Genomic DNA, 18,646 nt, shown 5'->3' with positions numbered 1-18,646 from the left:
ATTGATATTTGAATTTAACAGAATCTTAGAAGTAAAATTCTTAAGAAATCTTAATTTTTTACGTATTCTAAAAGATCTCCTGGTTGACAATCGAGAATTTTGCAGATTGCTTCTAGCGTTGAAAGCTTTAAAGCTTTTGCTTTTCCGGTTTTTAGGATGGAAAGGTTAGCTTGCGTAATTCCTATTTTCTCTGCAAGTTCCTGAGACTGCATTTTTCTTTTCGCCAACATGACGTCTACGTTGATTATTATTGGCATAAGTTATATTGTTAAATCGTTTTCAGATTGTAATTGATATCCTCTTTTGAAAAATGCGGAAGTAAAATACATTGTAATTCCTAAAAAGAAGAAGATAAAACAAGTAATGAGCATAGAGCTATCTAAATGAGCGTTAAAAAGATAAAGCCAAATGAAAAAATATAGAGGGGCATAAAGAATATTAATAATCGAAAATATTTTCAGTTGCTGTATTATTTTTTCTGTGAAAAGCTTATGATTTGTTAGGTGATTAAAAATTTTATGTAAAAAGAAGAAAAATAAACAGAAGAATATATTTTGAAAAGAATGGAACAGTACAGTTTGTTTTGTGAAAAATCCCATCATCATTTGTTGATTAGAAAATGGATATTTAAAGATAAAATAAATATCAAACTGAGGCGAATAATTTCCTTTTGATTTTCCCATCTCAATGACTTCGGGTAAAAGATGTTCAGAGTAAGTATAATTATAGTAGCTAACTCCAAATAAAAAAGTCATGTAAATTGTGTGTAATATCAAAAAGATAAACAGGAAAAGAAATAAATAAGATAATCCTGTAGAGATAGATTTTGGTCCGAGTAATTTCATTGTTGTAATATTTTATTATTGCAAATATATAATTAATTATTGTTTTACGATAATTAATTATTAAAATTTTAAAATATTTTTAATTTAATTATAAAAAAATACCGAAGCATAAACTTCGGTATTAAATATTTTTAAAGTGTAATAAGGGTTATTTTCCTCCAAGAAAACCTCCTAGAATATCTCCAAGACCACCACTTTGTTTGTTGTTTCCGCCTCCTAGAACGCTTCCTAAAATGTCACCAAGTCCACCGCTTGATTGTGTTGTTCCACCTCCAAGCACACTTCCCAAAATATTACTTAAAGGATCGTTTGATGCTTGAGACTGGTTTTGAGCATTTCCTAAAATTCCTCCCAAAAGATCACCAATTCCTCCGGCTCCTACATTATTCTGTTGCTTCTCTTTTCCAATGTAACCCATGATTACTGGAGCAAGCATTGCTAAAATTGGTCCAATCTTGTCGATAGAAATACCCGTGTTTTGAGAAAGATTATTTTCAACTGTATTTTTGTCGTTTCCAAAGACATGAGAAAGAATAGAACCTCCTTCATTTTGTCTTGCATCAGCTTGAGAAACGTCATCTAAAATACTTCCGTCGTGATCTTTGTCTAAAGCGTTGTTTAAAGCTTCAGCTTCTTTACTGTCTTGCGATTTATTTCTTAAGTACGAAATAACCAAAGGTGCAGCTACTGCCAAAAGTGCAAGAATTTGAGTTTTGCTTACACCGAATTTGTTTTCTGCCTGTGTTGCAACCTGATTTCCTGTGTTTCCTGTTAAAAGATCTAATAGACTCATTTTGTGTTTAAAATTTATTTGTTAAGTTTTCAAATGTATTAAAAAATATATCACAAACTGAAAATTTTTTATTAAAATCAAAAAGGTATTACAATTCGGCTTTTAGCATTAATTTTTCAGAATTGGAACATTCGAACAAGCCTCCCCAAACATCAAAGATTTTACAATCGGCTGAATTTTTTCCACCAATTCTACATAAGCGTTTTCAGGAATTTCTTTATCCGAACATCCTTTTACCAAAACTCTTTTTCCGTTCATTTCCGAAAAATCGTGATTTGTAATGGCGTCGTGCATTAAGATTATCTCTAAATTTTCTAAATTTCCGAAAATGATTTTCTTAGTAACCTCAGTCAATTTAGCAGTAATCAGAAAATACGCCCAAAGCGGAACGATGGCATCTGCAGAATTATACACATAAACATATGAATCTCGGTATTCTTCAACATTGATTGCGGCTACTTTTTCACGGAAATCTTTTTCTTTTAAAACCATTTCCATAAACAGAAAATCTTTTAAATCAATTCCTTTTCTGATGCCTTTAGGAACCAAATCAGTAAGGTCGAAATTGATTAATCCACTTGCAGCTACTTTATTTTTTATTTCAAATTCTTCTGACATTTTTATCATTATCTTTGAAGCAAATTTACTCAATTATTATTTGAACTTTGATGTTTGAAACTGTCAGTTCAATAGATAAAATCATTCATCGTACATCACTCATCGTTTATGAAATATTACATCATCGCAGGTGAAGCTTCCGGAGATTTGCACGGAAGTAATTTAATGAAAGCTTTAAAAGAAAAAGATTCCAACGCAGAATTCAGATTTTGGGGTGGAGATTTAATGCAGAAACAAGGTGGAACATTGGTGAAACATTACCGAGATTTAGCTTTTATGGGCTTTCTTGAAGTTGCGATGAATCTGAGAACGATTTTAAATAATATTAAAATTTGCAAAGAAGACATTAAAAATAATAAACCAGATGTTTTGATTTTGGTTGATTATCCAGGTTTCAACTTGCGAATTGCAAAATTTGCCAAAGAATTGGGAATTAAGGTTATCTACTATATTTCTCCACAACTTTGGGCATGGAAAGAAGGTCGTGTAGAAATCATCAAGAAATATGTGGATCAAATGATGGTGATTCTGCCTTTCGAGGAAGATTTTTATCATAAACACGGAGTAAAATCGCATTTTGTGGGTCACCCATTATTAGATGCCATCTCTTCACTTCAGGAAATTAATATTGAGAATTTTAAATCTGAAAACGGTTTAAACGAAAAAGAGATCATTGCACTTTTACCCGGTTCACGTAAACAGGAAATTGAAAAAATGCTTGAAATCATGCTTTCTGTTCGTCCGCATTTTGAAAATTATCAGTTTGTGATTGCTGGTGCACCAAGTTTGGAAAAAGAATTCTATCAAAAATATGTTGATGATAATGTGCATTTCGTTTCCAATAAAACTTATGATTTATTGAGGTGTTCGAAAGCCGCTTTAGTCACTTCAGGAACGGCAACTTTGGAAACCGCTTTGCTGAATATTCCTGAAGTAGTTTGTTATCGGGGAAGTAAAATTTCTTATGCTATCGCCAAAAGACTGGTTAAAAACATCAAATATATTTCGTTGGTGAATTTGATTATGGACAGGGAAGTGGTGAAGGAATTAATTCAAAGTGAACTCAATACAAAAAATCTTGTCGAAGAACTGAATTTCATTATCGAAGGTAAAAAAAGAAGCGAAATGCTTGATGATTTCAAACTTTTGAGAGAAAAATTAGGTGGAAAAGGGGCAAGTGAAAATGCGGCAGATATTATTTTAAATCTAAAAAAGTAGAGGAATTTAGTTTTCATATTCTAAAATTTTTTAACTTAGTCTGTACAAACACAAATGATTTTGGACAGACAACCTCTCTTGATTCTTGTCATTTCTTTTATGCTAGGAATTTTCTTTCAGGATAAATTTTCTTTTGAGCAGAATTCAATTCTGATCATTTTATTATTTTCTTTTCTCTTTTTCGGGTTACTTTTTCTGAAAAATCAGATTTTATTTAAGTTTAGAAATGTTTTTCTCGTCGTTTTATTTTTTGGATTAGGAATTTCGTTTCATTTTTATAATCAATTGAATGACGGAAAATTTAATTTAAAAACCAATGAAACCATAGTTTTTAAAGTTTCAAAAAAATTAAACTCAAACGAAAAATATAAAAAATATGATGTTTTTGCTGAGGTTGAAAATCAATCTTTCAACGCAATCATAAGTGTTGAAAAAGACCATAAAGAATTAGATTTCAATCATTATTACAAAGTAGAAGCTTATGTTGTTCAACCCAAATCTCCCGAATACGACTTCCAGTTTGATTATTCTAAATATTTACAGCGAAAGAATATTTATTATCAATGCTTTATCAACGGAGAAATTTCTTCTGCAACAAGAAATGATGTAAGTTTTTCTGAGAAAATTAAACAAAAACGTTTAGAAACTTTACAGGAAATCGACGATTCTAAAATGAATTTTCGCAGTCGTGAATTTCTAAAAGGAATTATTCTCGCTGACCGTACAGAAATAGATTCTGAAACTGTTCGGGATTTTAACCGTTCTGGTTTGGTGCATTTTTTAGCGATTTCGGGAACGCATATCGTCGTGATTTTCGGGATGTTTTATTTTTTGATGATGAGGTTTTCATACATTAAATTAAAAAAATATGCAATCATCATCAGCTTAATTTTTATCTGGATTTTTGCGGTATTCATAGGATTTGGAAATTCTGTTGTACGTTCCTGCATTATGATTTCTGTGTATTTTATTTATGTTTTGCTTCAAAGAAAACCAGATTTGCTTCATTCTATGGCACTTTCGGCATTTATTATTTTAATGATTGATACGCAGCAGATTTTTGATGTTGGTTTTCAATTAAGTTTTCTCGCAGTTTTAGGAATTTATTGGTTGAATCAACCGATTTTGAAATATCTACCAAGACAGGATAATTATTTTAAAAAGCTTATTTACAATACAATTTCGATTTCAATCGCAGCGCAATTGGCAACTTTGCCTTTGGTTTTATATTATTTTCATCAGTTTTCATTGATTTCAATTTTGGCAAACTTTTTTATCGTACCGTTTTCAGAATTAATAATTGTTTTTTCTTTCTTAATGACTGCATTAATTGGATTCAATTTAGATTTTGAAATTGTTAATTTGATTTATGATTTTGTCATTCAAATTTTATTAAAAATAATTCATTGGTTTGCTGGTTTTGATACTGTTTTTTTTGAAAATATCCCATTAAACTTAACTGAAGTTTTTGCTCTGTTTGGAATTGTATATTTTCTGAGGTTTCTTTTAAATAAAATCAGCTTAAAAAATATTTCTAATCTGATTTTAGCTGTTTTTGTATTTTTAATTGTTAGAATTTCTTTTAATGTGTTTGAAAATCAAAGAGATGATTTTTTAGTCCACCATTATAAAAAAGAAACTATTATTTCAATCAAAAAAGGGAATAGAGTAGAATTTTGGTTGAGTTCAAACAAGGATAAAAGTAAAATTCAACAATATATTATTAATCCCTATTTATCTTCACGAAGAATAAAAAATATAGAAGTCAAAAATATTCCAACTTCTGCAAGAATGGTAAAGTTTAATAATCAAATTTATCAATTAAAGTAATTTCAAATTTTACAGGTTTTCCTTGAATTAAATATCGTTACAAATCTTATTTAGAAACATTACAAACTGTCTAATAGTGAGATTTCTCACTTTTTAGTATTGTTAACATTTCCTAATTTTGTGGAAATTCAAATTTGAGCTTAATATGGCAAGTTTAACAAGTTCTACAATAGGTAGGAAGTATGCAATGGCACTTTCGGCAATGTTTCTGCTGATCTTCTTGGTAATGCACATGTCTACCAATATGATGTCCGTTTTCAGTGAAGACGTTTTTAATGAAGCGTCACATTTTATGGGATATAATCCTGCGGTGCAGTATTTAATGCAGCCGATTCTTATGTTTGCTGTAATCTTTCACTTTGTGATGGGTTTTGTTTTAGAAATTAAAAACAACAAAGCGCGTCCTGTAAAATATGCAAACAACAATGGCGCTGCAAATTCTACATGGATGTCTAGAAACATGATTATTTCAGGAGCGGTGATTCTTGCGTTTCTTGTACTTCACTTCTACGATTTTTATTTTCCGGAAATGAATTACAAATACATCCAGGGAAATACTCCGGATGAAACAAGATATTTCGCTGAATTACACCACAAATTTCACGATATCTGGAGAGTTGTATTGTATGTGATAGCTTTTGTGCTTTTAGGTTTACACTTAGCTCATGGTTTTCAGTCTTCATTCCAATCAATTGGAGCGAGACACCCAAAATACACTCCTGTAATCAAAGCTTTCGGAAACTGGTATTCAATCTTGATTCCTGCTGGCTTTATTTTTATTGCAATTTTTCATTACGTAACTCAATAATTATCAATATACTAATATGAGTAAATTAGATTCAAAAATTCCTGCGGGTCCGTTAAAAGACAAGTGGAAACATCATAAAGACCATATGAACCTTGTTGCACCAAACAACAGAGATAAAATTGATATTATTGTTGTTGGTACCGGTTTAGCAGGTGGTTCTGCTGCAGCTACTTTAGCTGAGCAAGGATATAATGTAAAAGCATTCTGCTACCAAGATTCACCAAGAAGAGCGCACTCAATTGCTGCTCAAGGAGGTATTAATGCAGCTAAAAATTATCAAGGAGATGGTGACTCAACTTACAGACTATTTTATGACACTATCAAAGGTGGAGATTATAGAGCAAGAGAGGCAAACGTTTACAGATTAGCTGAAGTTTCTGCAAATATTATTGACCAATGTGTTTCTCAAGGTGTTCCTTTTGGTAGAGATTACGGCGGACAATTAGATAACCGTTCATTTGGTGGAGTTCAGGTTAAAAGAACTTTCTACGCAAAAGGGCAAACTGGTCAACAGTTATTATTAGGTGCATATTCTTCATTAAGCCGTCAGATCGGAAAAGGAAGAGTGAAAATGTACAACCGTCACGAAATGCTTGAATTGGTAATCGTAGATGGAAAAGCAAGAGGTATCATCGCAAGAAACTTGGTAACAGGTGAAATCGAAAGACACTCAGCTCACGCTGTAGTTATTGCTTCAGGAGGTTACGGAAACGTATATTTCCTTTCTACCAATGCAATGGGGTCAAACGTTTCTGCAGCTTGGAAGATTCATAAAAAAGGAGCATATTTTGCAAACCCATGTTATGTACAGATTCATCCGACTTGTATTCCGGTTCACGGAACACAGCAGTCTAAACTGACTTTGATGTCTGAATCATTAAGAAACTCCGGAAGAATCTGGGTTCCTAAGAAAATTGAAGATTCAGTTGCGATCAGAGAAGGTAAATTGAGACCTGAAAATATTAAAGAAGAAGACAGAGATTACTATTTAGAAAGAAGATATCCTGCTTTCGGAAACTTGGTTCCTCGTGACGTTGCGTCTAGAGCGGGTAAAGAAAGATGTGATGCTGGTTTCGGAATCGAAAATAACGATACTAAAGAAGGTGTTTACTTAGATTTCTCTACAGAAATCATGAAAAAAGGTAAAGAATCTGCTATTGAAAAGCATATTCACAATCCTACAGAACAGCAAATCTACGATTTAGGAAAAGCTTGGATTGAGGAAAAATACGGTAACTTATTCGTAATGTACGAAAAAATTACAGCGGATGATCCTTATAAAACTCCAATGAAGATTTATCCTGCTGTTCACTATACAATGGGTGGTGTTTGGGTTGATTATAACTTACAGTCTACAATTCCTGGATGTTTTGTTATCGGTGAAGCTAACTTCTCAGACCACGGAGCAAACAGATTGGGAGCTTCTGCATTGATGCAAGGTTTGGCAGATGGATATTTCGTTCTTCCTTACACTATTGCAGATTATCTTTCTGCAGACATCAGAACAGGAGAGATTCCTACGAATTCTGCTGAGTTCGACGCAGCTGAAAAAGAAATCAAAGACAAAGTAAACTTCTTTGTTAATAATAAAGGAACACATTCAGTAGACCATTTCCATAAAAAATTAGGACACATTATGTGGAATAAAGTTGGAATGGGAAGAACTCCTGAAGGTTTAAGAGAGGCAATTGCAGAAATTGATGAAGTGAAAAAAGATTTCTGGCAAAATGTAAAAGTAATGGGTGAAGCCGAAGGTATGAATACTGAACTTGAAAAAGCTTTCAGAGTGGCAGACTTTATCGAATTAGGACAGTTAATGGCTATCGATGCTTTACACAGAAACGAATCTTGTGGAGGTCACTTCAGAGAAGATCACGCTACGCCTGAAGGTGAAGCTGAAAGAGATGACGTTAACTTCAAATATGTAGGAGCTTGGGAGTATCAAGGTGATGATATTAAAAATGAAGTTCTGCATAAAGAAGATCTTGTTTACGAGAACATCGAAGTTAAAGCGAGAAGTTATAAATAATCTCCAACCTATAAATATAAAATTATGAGTGCAAAAAAAGGCCTTCATCTTACGCTGAAAATTTGGAGACAAAAAAATACAAAAACTAAAGGTCAGTTTGAGACCTACAAAATATCAGATGTATCTACAGATTCTTCTTTCTTGGAGATGTTGGATATTCTGAACGAAAACCTTATCAACGAAGGAAAAGAACCAATCGCTTTCGATCACGACTGTCGTGAAGGAATCTGCGGTATGTGTTCTCTTTACATCAATGGTAGAGCTCACGGTCCGGATACTGGAATTACAACGTGCCAGCTTCACATGAGAATGTTTAAAGACGGTGAAACAATCGTTATTGAACCTTGGAGAAGTGCTGCGTTCCCTGTTATTAAAGATTTAATGGTAGACAGAAGCGCATTCGACAGAGTAATGGCTGCAGGTGGATTTATCTCGGTAAACACTTCAGGAAATACTTTGGATGCAAACGCAATTCCCGTTCCTAAAGAAGATGCAGACAAAGCAATGGATGCTGCAGCTTGTATCGGATGTGGAGCTTGTGTGGCGACTTGTAAAAACGGTTCTGCAATGTTGTTCGTAGGAGCTAAAGTTTCTCAGTATGCTCTTCTACCTCAAGGTAGAGTAGAAGCGAAGAGAAGAGTTCTGAATATGGTGAAAGCTATGGATGACGAAGGATTCGGAAACTGTTCAAATACAGGAGCTTGTGAAGTAGAATGTCCTAAAGGAATTTCTCTTGAGAATATCGCAAGAATGAACAGAGAGTACATGGCTGCCTATGCAGACAGAGGATAATCTGTTTTTAAAATAAATAATAAAATCGTCTTCTTCAAGGAAGGCGATTTTTAGTTAAATCTTTCATAAAATAAGTTCAAAAATTATATCTAGTTGAGTTGAAAAACTTACTTTTGCTAAATTATTTAAAATCAAAAATGAAATCGAAGATTCAATCTTTTAAAAAAAATTATAGTACAATAATGATTAAAAAATATCTTTTGTTGTTTGTCATTGCAATATTTGCGGTGTCTTGTTCAAAAAAAGTTGAAGTAAAAGGAAAAATCGCAGGTGGTTCTCCATTAGAGAGAATTGATTTTGCTGAAGCTTCAGGTGTTGCAACATTACCTTTGATAAACATTGGTGTTGATAAAGACGGAAATTTCTCAGGAAGCTTCGAAGCTCCAAAAAATGGGATGTATGTAATTAATTATGCAGGAAAGCAAAACTTAATCTTCCTTAAAGGAGGTCAGTCTATCAATATTTCTGGTAATTCTGCTACATTCCCGAATGAATATGTAGTTACAGGTGACGGGAAAGCTGATAATGATTTCTTCCAGGCTTGTCAGAAATTCTTAATGACTTACGGTCAGACTCTGAATATTCAGGAATTGGCTGCAGGTGATGAAGCGAAATATGTGAAAGGAATGCAGAAAATTGAAGCTGATATCAATAAAAATATTGAAGAAAACATCAAAAAATTCAATCCTGGAAAAGAAGTAGTTGAATGGAAAAAAACAGATGCTAAAGTGGCAATTCTTAATTTAATGGTAAATTATGAAATGACTAAAAAGCAAATGTCTGGAAACAACCCTTCATTCAAATTGGGTAAAGTTTTCACAGATTACGAAACTAAGCTTCAGGAAAATAAAGATTCGATGATAAAGATGAGTCCGTTTTACAGACAATATCTTTTAACTAAAATGAGTTCAGGTTTCCAAACATTTGCTCAAGGAAAAGCTCAAGGTAAAACTGATATTACGACTTCAGAATTATTCAGCGAATATTTAAAAGGTCAAAAAGAAGTTTCTCAAACTGAAAAAGATTATCTATTGGCGTTTGTAATGGCTCAGTCTGATATTCATCCGCAAACTCCGGCTGCTACAACAGATAAAATCAAAAAAATTATCGAAGAAGATATCAAAGATGCTACAATTAAAGCTGATTTGAAAAAAATGCAGTTCGCAATCAACGGATTTAAAGTTGGTGACGATGCTCCGGAAGCTTCTTTGGTAAAGCAAGACGGATCAGCTTATAAATTAAGTGAGAACAAAGGGAAACCTTACATGATGGTGTTTTATGCATCTTGGAATCCTTACATCGCTGAAGGAACAGTTCCTGTTTTGAAAGAAGTTGTAAATTTCTATAAGTCTAAAATGAATTTCGTATTTGTAAATGTAGATGATACTAAAGATCAGTTTACAAAAACAAGCAACGCTTTGTTAAAAGGGATTCAGGGAACAAATGTTTATGGCGATGGAGGTTTAAACTCTGATGTTGCTAAAAAATATGGAGTTTATGGTTTCAAATTACCGAGCTTCGTAATTGTAGATAAAAATGGGAAAATTGCAAGCAGAACTTTCAACAATCTTGGAGATCAGGATTTGATTACGGTTTTGGATAAGCAAACCGGTTTATCTGCTCCGAAAGTTAATCCTGCAGCGCAATTGCAAATTGATCCTTCTGCATTACAGCAAGCTCCGCAAACAGCACCGGCTCCTGTAGAGGCAAAAAAATAAAAACTTTAATAAAATATAAAGAAAACCTTGTCTTCGGATAAGGTTTTTTTTATTGTATTTTTGCAGACAGATTTGAAACTGAAAGGTTTCAAAGAATTTATTAGAAAAAATAGAAAAATTAGATGGAATTTAGAGTAGAAAGCTATTTTCCGTCACAGTGAATTGTTATGAGAAAGAAGAAAGACGTAATTCTTGAAAATATAAAACTTTTTGCAGCAGGTGCAAAAGGTGTAGCTATTGGAAAAACTGAAGAAGGAAAAACGGTATTGATTTCGGGAGCTATTCCAGGAGATGTGGTGAATGCAAGAGTGAGAAAATCAAAGTCAAAGTATTTTGAGGCTGAAGTAAAAGAGATTGTTGAAAAATCACCATTCAGAGTTGAACCGAAGTGTATTCATTTTGGAACTTGTGGCGGTTGCAAATGGCAAAATATGAGCTACGAAAAGCAGCTTGATTTTAAACAGGAAGAAGTTTATAACAATATTAAAAGAATTGGCGGAATCGACGATTTTGAAACCGTTCCCATTTTGGGAGCAGAAGAGCAATATTTCTACAGAAATAAAATGGAATTCTCTTTCTCCAATGCAAGATGGCTTTCTCAATATGAAATAAGTTCTGAAGAAAATTTTGGAAGCAGGGATGCGCTTGGTTTCCATATTCCGGGAATGTGGAGCAAGATTTTAGACTTAAAAGAATGTTTCCTTCAGGAAGATCCTTCTAATGCAATTCGTTTGGCAGTTAAAAAATTTGCGGAGAATAAAGGATTAGACTTTTTTGATGTAAAAGAGCAGAAAGGTTTCCTGAGAACTTTGATGATGAGACAAAACTCTAAAGGCGAATGGATGGTTTTATTCCAGCTTTACAGAGAAGAAAAAGAAAACCGCACTCAGCTTTTTGACTTTTTACTGGAGCAATTCCCACAGATAAAGACTTTGGTTTATGCAATTAATCCAAAGCAAAATGATTCTATCTACGATTTAAATGTAAATGTTTATTTCGGAGAAGGATTTTTAATGGAAGAAATGGATGGTTTGAAATTTAAAATTGGGCCAAAATCGTTCTTTCAGACTAATTACAAACAGGCTTTAGAATTATACAGAAAAACTCTTGAATTTGCTGATTTAAAAGGTGATGAAGTAGTTTACGATTTATATACCGGAACAGGAACGATTGCTCAATATGTTGCAAGAAATGCAAAACACGTAATCGGAATTGAATCTGTACAGGAAGCAATTGATGCGGCTATCGAACACGCTGAATTAAACGGTTTAACCAACACGACTTTTTATTGTGGTGATATGAAAAACGTTTTCAATGACGAATTTTTAGAAAATCATCCTAAAGCTGATGTTTTGATTACCGATCCACCAAGAGACGGAATGCACCAAAAAGTGGTTGAGCAGATTTTGAAATTAGCTCCTGAAAAAGTGGTGTATGTAAGTTGTAATTCTGCGACTCAGGCTAGAGATTTGGCTTTGATGAAAGATCATTATGCTTTGGTGAAAATTTTGCCGGTAGATATGTTCCCGCAAACGCATCATGTTGAAAATATTGCGTTGTTGATTAAAAAATAATTTAATTAAATTTGAAAATATAAAAATCAAAAGTTTAATGAATATGATAAAGAACGGTAAAGCTTTTTTCTTAGTTGGTGCATTGTTTTTCAGCCAGCAAAATTTATTTTCTCAGGAAAAAGAGAAAGATTCTGCGGCAACTGTAAAAAAAGATACTGCTGTTGTAAAAAAAGACGATAAAAAGAAAAGTCTGATCAAGCCATTTAAAGATATTATTACCGATAAAGCGGTTTCAGATCAGGGAGTTTTTACAGTTCATAAAGTTGATGACAAATATTATTTTGAAATCCCTGATTCTATGTTGAAAAAGGAATTTCTTTTGGTGACAAGATTAACAAAAGCTGCTGCAGGAATGCGTTCGGGAACTTCAGGTTATGCGGGAGATCAGATTGGGCAGCAAGTAATCGCTTTTGAAAAAGGTCCAAAAGATAAAATTTTGTTACGTTCGATTTCTCATGTAGATTATGCTAAAGATTCTACGTCGCAGATGTATAATTCCGTGACGAGAAATAATGTGCAGTCTATCATTAAGTCTTTTGATGTAAAAGCTTACGGAGTAAAGAAAAATTCTTCTGTAATTGAAGTTACAGATATTCTCAATTCTGATAACGAATTGACTTCTTTTTCGGTTTGGTCTAAAGATTCTTACAGAGTCGGAACTTTCCAAAAAGATATGTCTTTTGTGAATTTCGTGAAATCTTTCCCGACGAATATTGAAATTAACACGACTAAAACTTTTGCAAGAACTTTAGGAACGCCCGTAACTCCGGCCGTTCCGGGAAGACCTGCACCAAAAATTAGTGGAAATTATACCGTCGAAATCAATTCTTCTTTCGTTCTTCTTCCTGAAAACAAAATGCAGGCAAGATATTTCGATCCGAGAGTGGGTTATTTTACAGTGGGCTATACTGATTTTGATTTAGATCCTCAAGGTGTAAAAAGAATTTCATTGGTAAAAAGATGGCGTCTTGAACCAAAACCGCAGGATGTAGAAAAATATAACAGAGGTGAGTTGGTAGAACCTGCAAAACCAATTGTATTTTATATTGATCCGGCAACTCCCAAAAAATGGGTTCCTTATTTAATGCAGGGAGTTAATGATTGGCAAAAAGCGTTTGAAAAAGCCGGATTCAAAAATGCAATTGTTGCGAAAATTCCTGATCCTAAAGTTGATACAGAATGGAGTTTGGAAGATGCAAGATTTTCTGCTATCGTTTATAAACCTTCAGATGTACCAAATGCTTCAGGACCTTCAATTGCAGATCCAAGAACGGGTGAAATTTTAGAAAGTCATATCAACTGGTATCATAATGTAATGTTGTTGCTTAGAAACTGGTATTTTGTACAGGCTTCCCCAAATGATCCAAGAGCTAGAAAAATGGAGTTTGACGAAAAACTGATGGGTGAATTGATTCGTTTTGTTTCTTCGCATGAAGTTGGTCACACTTTAGGTTTAAGACATAACTACGGCTCAAGCTCGACAGTTCCTGTTGAAAAGCTTAGAGATAAAAAATGGTTGGAGAAAAACGGTCACACTCCTTCGATTATGGATTATGCAAGATTTAATTATGTTGCGCAGCCGGAAGACAATATCGGAGATTCAGGGATCTTCCCAAGAATTGGTGATTATGATGATTGGGCAATCGAGTGGGGTTATAAAAGATTTAATCAATTTAAAACTCCTGATGCAGAAAAAGAACACCTTAATAAATGGGTAATTAAAAATCTTAAAAACGAAAGACTTTGGTTTGGGACAGAATCCAATCCTTTAGATCCAAGATCTCAAAGTGAGCAGGTTGGTGATAATGCCATGATTGCAAGTACTTATGGAATTAAAAATTTAAAGAGAATTGTTGATAATCTGAATGATTGGACGAAAACTCCAAATGAAGATTATAAAAATCTTGATATGATGTACGATCAGGTAACGACGCAGTTCAAAAGATATTTAGGTCACGTTTCAAAATATATTGGTGGACAAATGGAAACTCCGAAAACGGCAGAACAATCGGGATCAGTTTACGAAGTTGTAGCGAAAAAAGATCAGAAAGAAGCGATGCAGTTTTTAAATGAAAATGTTTTCACTACACCACAATGGTTATTGAAAAAAGATATTTTTGAGAAAACAGGAAAAACTCCTGTAAAAACTGTTGAAGAAATTCAGAATGTAGTTTTGGGTAGAGTTTTAAGTCCGTTTGTGCTTCAAAGTTTGTATCAATCGGAAGCAGTTGATCAAAATTCATATTCTTTGGTTGAATTTTTCTCGGATATGAATAATTCAATTATTAAAAAAGATAATGCAGATATTTACGGAAGAAATCTTCAGAGAAATTATGTTGATACTTTAATTAAATTAGTTGATACTAAAAATTCTGATAAATCTGATGTTTCTGCAATCGTAAGAGGGAATTTAAATACAATCAAGAAAGATCTCTCTGCAAAAACGGCTTCAAACGATTTGGTTAATAAATATCATTATGAAGATTTGGTTTTCCGTATTGAGAAAGCTTTAGATCCAAAATAAATTATGAAATATTTAAAATTCATTTTATTCTTTTTTACACTATCATCGATCATTTCTTGTGGAGGTGATGATGATATTTGCGACAGCGGTGAAGGTACACCGAGAATAAAAATTATGTTTAAAAAACAGGATAAGATTGCAGACGTGGATTCTATCAGAGTATATGCCGATCTTGGTACCAATATGATAGATTTGGGCTGGAAAACTGCGGTGGATTCTGTATTTGTTCCATTACGTGTTGATGATTCTGCTTTTACAGATCTTTATGTGAAAACTACTACTCAAGAAGATTCTACGAGAGTTCGGGTCAATTATACAACTAAATCAATTTATGTATCTCCCGGATGTGGTGTGAAAAGAAATTACGAAAATGTAAATTCGGTATTATCAACGCCAAACTCTTTGAAAAGTGTAGAACAAGGGCAAAATTTTATAGAAAATGAAGACAAGACTAATTTATTCTTTAATTTTTAGTGTTTCCGGTTTGCTGACTTTATCTGCACAGGAAAAGAAGGAAGCCGAAAAACCAAAATGGAAGTACGAACCCAATTTTATGGTGGGTGTAGATCTTTTGAATGCAGGAGTTTCATTTTTTTCGGACAGACAAATGTTTCAGGGATTTGTTTCATCAAGAATTAAAGATAATTTTCACGGAATCATTGAAGCTGGTTTTGATAAAAATATTTACCAAAATAACGGATACGATGCTGAAGCAAGCGGACCTTTCGTGAAAATCGGAGCCTTTTATATGTTGGCAAGAGATCGTGAAAATGATTTTAACGGATTTTATGGAGGTGGAAAAGTTGCAGGAGCATTTTATACTCAGGAATATATGGCAATTCCGGTAAGAGGATATGCAGGAAACAGTTCATCTGTCTCAATGCCGTCATCTTCGCAATCTTCATTTTGGCTGGAAGGAACTTTAGGAGGAAGAGTACAATTATTTGAATCTAATTTTTACATCGATGTGAGTATGCAGCCAAGATATTTGGTTGTAGCCGGAAAGCAAGATGAAGTTGTACCCATGATTGTTCCTGGTTTTGGAAAAAGCTCTAATAAATTTACAATGGGTTTTGCCTGGAATATAGCGTATAAATTTTAAATATGTATTTTAAAAATAAAAAAGAGCAGGTTTTACTTGCTTTTTTTTGTTTCTATCAATTTCTGAATTTCAACATAAAGACTTTTTAATTCCGCAGGAGGATTTCCTGAATCAAAAGCTGAAGATTGATATTCAGTTTCGTTTTTAGTGATGGTTATAATTGAAGCCAGTGCAGCATCGCTATATCGTTTGGTGGATGGCGCTTCTAATTTTGAGATTTCTTCAAGTTTTATTTTATCTGCAAAATCTGTAGTTTTAGACCAATCATTCTGAGAAATTTCCTTATTGTTAATAATTCCATTAATAGATGACTCTAATTTTCCGTTTGATAATGTAAAAGTTCTGTTTGTTCCTCTGGTTCTTTCAGATAAAGATATTTTTTCAACCTTAGAAATTGATTTTTCAGAAGAAACAGCTTTTGGTTTGCAACTTAATATCGTTAATGATAATATTGTTGATGTTATGATAAAATATTTCATAATGACTTGTTTTTCAATAATTGGTAAATGAGTATTTGTTGTTGTAATGTAAGCAAAATAATGATTTTTTTTAAATAAAATTAATACAATATTAATGTAATTGTAATTTATATTATATTTGCCAAAGATTTAAATTAATTTTAAAATGAAGAAATTTACAGTTTCAAAAGTAATTTTGCTGTTTTCTATGATTTTTGCTGCAACATTCAGTGCGCAGAAATTAGAAAACAGTAAATTGGTTTTTGGTAAAGCTTATACGATGGATGAGCTTAAGGATGCGAATGGGGTAATGCGTTGTGCTTCTACAGGGTATGAGAAATACCTGCAGGCAATGTATCCTGATAGAATGACTGAGGCTCAGTTTGAAGCATGGATTAATCCTTTAATTGAAAATGCAAAATCGAATAAATCTCAAAACGGAGGGATTATTACAATTCCGGTAGTTGTACACGTTATACATGCAGGACAGGCTTATGGTGTGGCTCCGAATATTACAGATACTCAAGTTCAATCTCAGATAACTGTAATGAATAATGATTACAGAAAAGCATCCGGAACTCCGGGATTCAATACCAATCCTGTAGGTGCAGATATAATGATACAATTTGCTTTGGCAAAAGTAGATCCAAACGGAAATCCTACAAATGGTATCGATAGAGTTAATCTGTGTTATGCAAGTTGGACACAAGCGGGAGTTAATTCTTATGTGAAACCAAGAACAATTTGGGATCCTACCAAATATATGAATATGTGGAGTGTTCAATTTGGAGGTTCTAGTTCTACGCTCTTAGGATATGCACAGTTTCCTTCAAATTCAGGATTGGCAGGTCTAAATACAAGTGGTGGTATTGCAACTACTGATGGTGTAGTAGCAAATTATTCTACATTTGGAAGTTCTGATTATGACGATGGTACTTTTATTTTGGGAGCTCCTTATGATAAAGGAAGAACAATGACTCATGAGGTGGGGCACTTTTTAGGATTAAGACATATTTGGGGCGATGCTACTTGTGGAACAGATTACTGTGCAGATACTCCTACAGCACATACAGCAAATTATACATGTAATGAATTTATCGCAAGCTGTGATAATGCAAGCGTGTTTGAGATGGTTCAAAATTATATGGACTATACAAACGATACTTGTATGAATATCTTTACGGTAAATCAAAAAGACAGAATTACTGCTGTAATGAACAATTCTCCAAGAAGGCTCGAACTAAAAACATCAACAGCAGATATTGCGATTCCTCTTTTTGCGAACGATGGAGAAGTAAAATTAGAAACAAACTGTACAACAACAGCAAATTCTACATGTGGTGGAACTGCAGCTTCTACAACTAAAATTTCTTTATACAACAGAGGAACAAGTACAATGACTTCAGCGGTTATTACTTATGGGGTAGGTACTAATACTCAGAGCTATACTTGGTCTGGAAGTTTAGCGCCAAATCGTTACGCATTGATTGATTTATCAGTTCCTAGTACAATGCCTTCAGGTAACATGACGATTACAGTTACTACGGTAAATAGTGTAGCTGATCAAAGAGCAAGTAACAGTTCTTTAACAACTTATTTTGTAGGATCTGGTGCAGTACCGGCAGTTCAGGGTACTTATGCATTTAATTTACAAAGAGATATTTACGGTTCTGAAACTACTTGGAATTTGAAAAACAGTGCAGGAACTATTGTTTATAGTGGTGCTGCTACTACAGATACTTCTGCTCTTCCAGCACTTTATACTCAAAACTGGGCTTTAACTCCTGGATGTTATACATTCACAATTAATGATTCTGAATCTGATGGAATTTACGAATATGGTGGATATTATAATTTGAAAGATTCTGCAGGAAATATTGTTTTCCAGGGAAGTTCGTTCTTTGATACTCAAACAAGAGCTGTAAATGTTACTGTCTTGGCTACAGGTGAAACTAAACTTGAAAGCTTTGCTGTTTATCCAAACCCAGCAACTGATGTTTTAAATATAACTAAAGTTTCTAACAAAGCTAAATTTGAAATTCATAATGCTGTAGGACAAATTGTAAAAGCTGGTGAAATTAACAATAACCAAGTTAGAGTATCTGAATTAGTGAGAGGTACATATATTATTACAATTAATGATAAAGGTGTATCTGAAAGCGTGAAATTTATTAAGAAATAATAATTTCTTTTTATATACTAATGAATCCTCAAGTTTTGCTTGAGGATTTTTTTATTATGTAATCATAAGACCGTTTTTAGTGAAGTAATAATAAAAAAAAAACTAATCATTTGCTGGAAATGACAAAAAATGTTTAGATTTGTATTTAATATAAA

Annotated in this window: 16 protein-coding genes; 11 read left to right on the top strand and 5 right to left on the bottom strand. The window is 33.3% G+C overall.

Annotated features, from left to right (window positions below; all coding sequences use genetic code 11):
* Positions 1 to 50 precede the first annotated feature (50 nt).
* The 4 genes from OF897_RS17580 to OF897_RS17565 all read right to left on the bottom strand — a co-directional run bounded on the left by OF897_RS17580 (position 51) and on the right by OF897_RS17565 (position 2,256).
* Positions 51 to 257, bottom strand: a complete 207-nt coding sequence (locus OF897_RS17580; RefSeq protein ID WP_267266982.1) for a helix-turn-helix domain-containing protein — start codon at positions 255 to 257, stop codon at positions 51 to 53.
* A 3-nt stretch (positions 258 to 260) separates the two neighbouring features.
* Positions 261 to 755, bottom strand: coding sequence for a DUF2975 domain-containing protein (locus OF897_RS17575; RefSeq protein WP_267266981.1), 495 nt, complete (start codon positions 753 to 755; stop codon positions 261 to 263).
* Between the two features lie 238 nt (positions 756 to 993).
* The gene (locus OF897_RS17570; RefSeq protein ID WP_267266980.1) at positions 994 to 1,638 is read right to left on the bottom strand and encodes a DUF937 domain-containing protein; all 645 of its coding nucleotides are present in this window, start codon (positions 1,636 to 1,638) and stop codon (positions 994 to 996) included.
* 108 nt (positions 1,639 to 1,746) lie between these two features.
* A complete protein-coding gene (locus OF897_RS17565; RefSeq protein ID WP_267266979.1) occupies positions 1,747 to 2,256 on the bottom strand; it encodes a DUF2480 family protein in 510 nt (169 codons plus the stop codon).
* A gap of 108 nt (positions 2,257 to 2,364) precedes the next feature.
* Between OF897_RS17565 and lpxB the strand changes: the two genes are divergently transcribed.
* From lpxB to OF897_RS17515, 10 genes are all read left to right on the top strand, one after another.
* Entirely contained in the window at positions 2,365 to 3,474 is a 1,110-nt protein-coding gene (lpxB, locus tag OF897_RS17560) for a lipid-A-disaccharide synthase (protein ID WP_267266978.1), read from the top strand.
* A gap of 54 nt (positions 3,475 to 3,528) precedes the next feature.
* On the top strand, positions 3,529 to 5,304 hold the full coding sequence (locus tag OF897_RS17555) for a ComEC/Rec2 family competence protein (protein ID WP_267266977.1): 1,776 nt from the start codon (positions 3,529 to 3,531) through the stop codon (positions 5,302 to 5,304).
* Between the two features lie 145 nt (positions 5,305 to 5,449).
* Positions 5,450 to 6,112, top strand: a complete 663-nt coding sequence (locus OF897_RS17550; protein ID WP_267266976.1) for a succinate dehydrogenase cytochrome b subunit — start codon at positions 5,450 to 5,452, stop codon at positions 6,110 to 6,112.
* 16 nt (positions 6,113 to 6,128) lie between these two features.
* Positions 6,129 to 8,141: a fumarate reductase/succinate dehydrogenase flavoprotein subunit gene (locus tag OF897_RS17545; protein WP_267266975.1), complete on the top strand. Its 2,013-nt coding sequence runs from the start codon at positions 6,129 to 6,131 to the stop codon at positions 8,139 to 8,141.
* Positions 8,142 to 8,165: 24 nt separating this feature from the next.
* The gene (locus OF897_RS17540; protein ID WP_267266974.1) at positions 8,166 to 8,933 is read left to right on the top strand and encodes a succinate dehydrogenase/fumarate reductase iron-sulfur subunit; all 768 of its coding nucleotides are present in this window, start codon (positions 8,166 to 8,168) and stop codon (positions 8,931 to 8,933) included.
* Between the two features lie 182 nt (positions 8,934 to 9,115).
* Positions 9,116 to 10,651, top strand: coding sequence for a TlpA family protein disulfide reductase (locus OF897_RS17535; RefSeq protein WP_267266973.1), 1,536 nt, complete (start codon positions 9,116 to 9,118; stop codon positions 10,649 to 10,651).
* A 167-nt stretch (positions 10,652 to 10,818) separates the two neighbouring features.
* Positions 10,819 to 12,225 (top strand): 23S rRNA (uracil(1939)-C(5))-methyltransferase RlmD, encoded by a 1,407-nt coding sequence (gene rlmD / locus OF897_RS17530; RefSeq protein ID WP_267266972.1) that lies wholly within the window; start codon positions 10,819 to 10,821, stop codon positions 12,223 to 12,225.
* A 43-nt stretch (positions 12,226 to 12,268) separates the two neighbouring features.
* Positions 12,269 to 14,749 carry a zinc-dependent metalloprotease gene (locus OF897_RS17525; protein ID WP_267266971.1) on the top strand — a complete coding sequence of 827 codons (2,481 nt, stop codon included), beginning with the start codon at positions 12,269 to 12,271 and terminating at the stop codon, positions 14,747 to 14,749.
* 3 nt (positions 14,750 to 14,752) lie between these two features.
* On the top strand, positions 14,753 to 15,223 hold the full coding sequence (locus OF897_RS17520) for a DUF6452 family protein (protein ID WP_267266970.1): 471 nt from the start codon (positions 14,753 to 14,755) through the stop codon (positions 15,221 to 15,223).
* A complete protein-coding gene (locus OF897_RS17515) occupies positions 15,189 to 15,851 on the top strand; it encodes a DUF6048 family protein (protein WP_267266969.1) in 663 nt (220 codons plus the stop codon). The genes OF897_RS17520 and OF897_RS17515 overlap by 35 nt, the downstream gene beginning before the upstream one ends.
* A gap of 32 nt (positions 15,852 to 15,883) precedes the next feature.
* Here OF897_RS17515 and OF897_RS17510 read toward each other — a convergent pair whose 3' ends face one another.
* Positions 15,884 to 16,330, bottom strand: coding sequence for a hypothetical protein (locus OF897_RS17510; RefSeq protein WP_267266968.1), 447 nt, complete (start codon positions 16,328 to 16,330; stop codon positions 15,884 to 15,886).
* Positions 16,331 to 16,475: 145 nt separating this feature from the next.
* On the opposite strand from OF897_RS17510, the gene OF897_RS17505 reads away from it, so the two are divergent.
* Positions 16,476 to 18,491, top strand: a complete 2,016-nt coding sequence (locus tag OF897_RS17505) for a M43 family zinc metalloprotease (RefSeq protein ID WP_267266967.1) — start codon at positions 16,476 to 16,478, stop codon at positions 18,489 to 18,491.
* Positions 18,492 to 18,646 lie beyond the last annotated feature (155 nt).

It is taken from the genome of Chryseobacterium formosum (assembly GCF_026460885.1).
Taxonomy (GTDB): Bacteria; Bacteroidota; Bacteroidia; order Flavobacteriales; family Weeksellaceae; genus Chryseobacterium; species Chryseobacterium formosus.
This window is presented reverse-complemented; position numbering and strand designations above follow the sequence as displayed.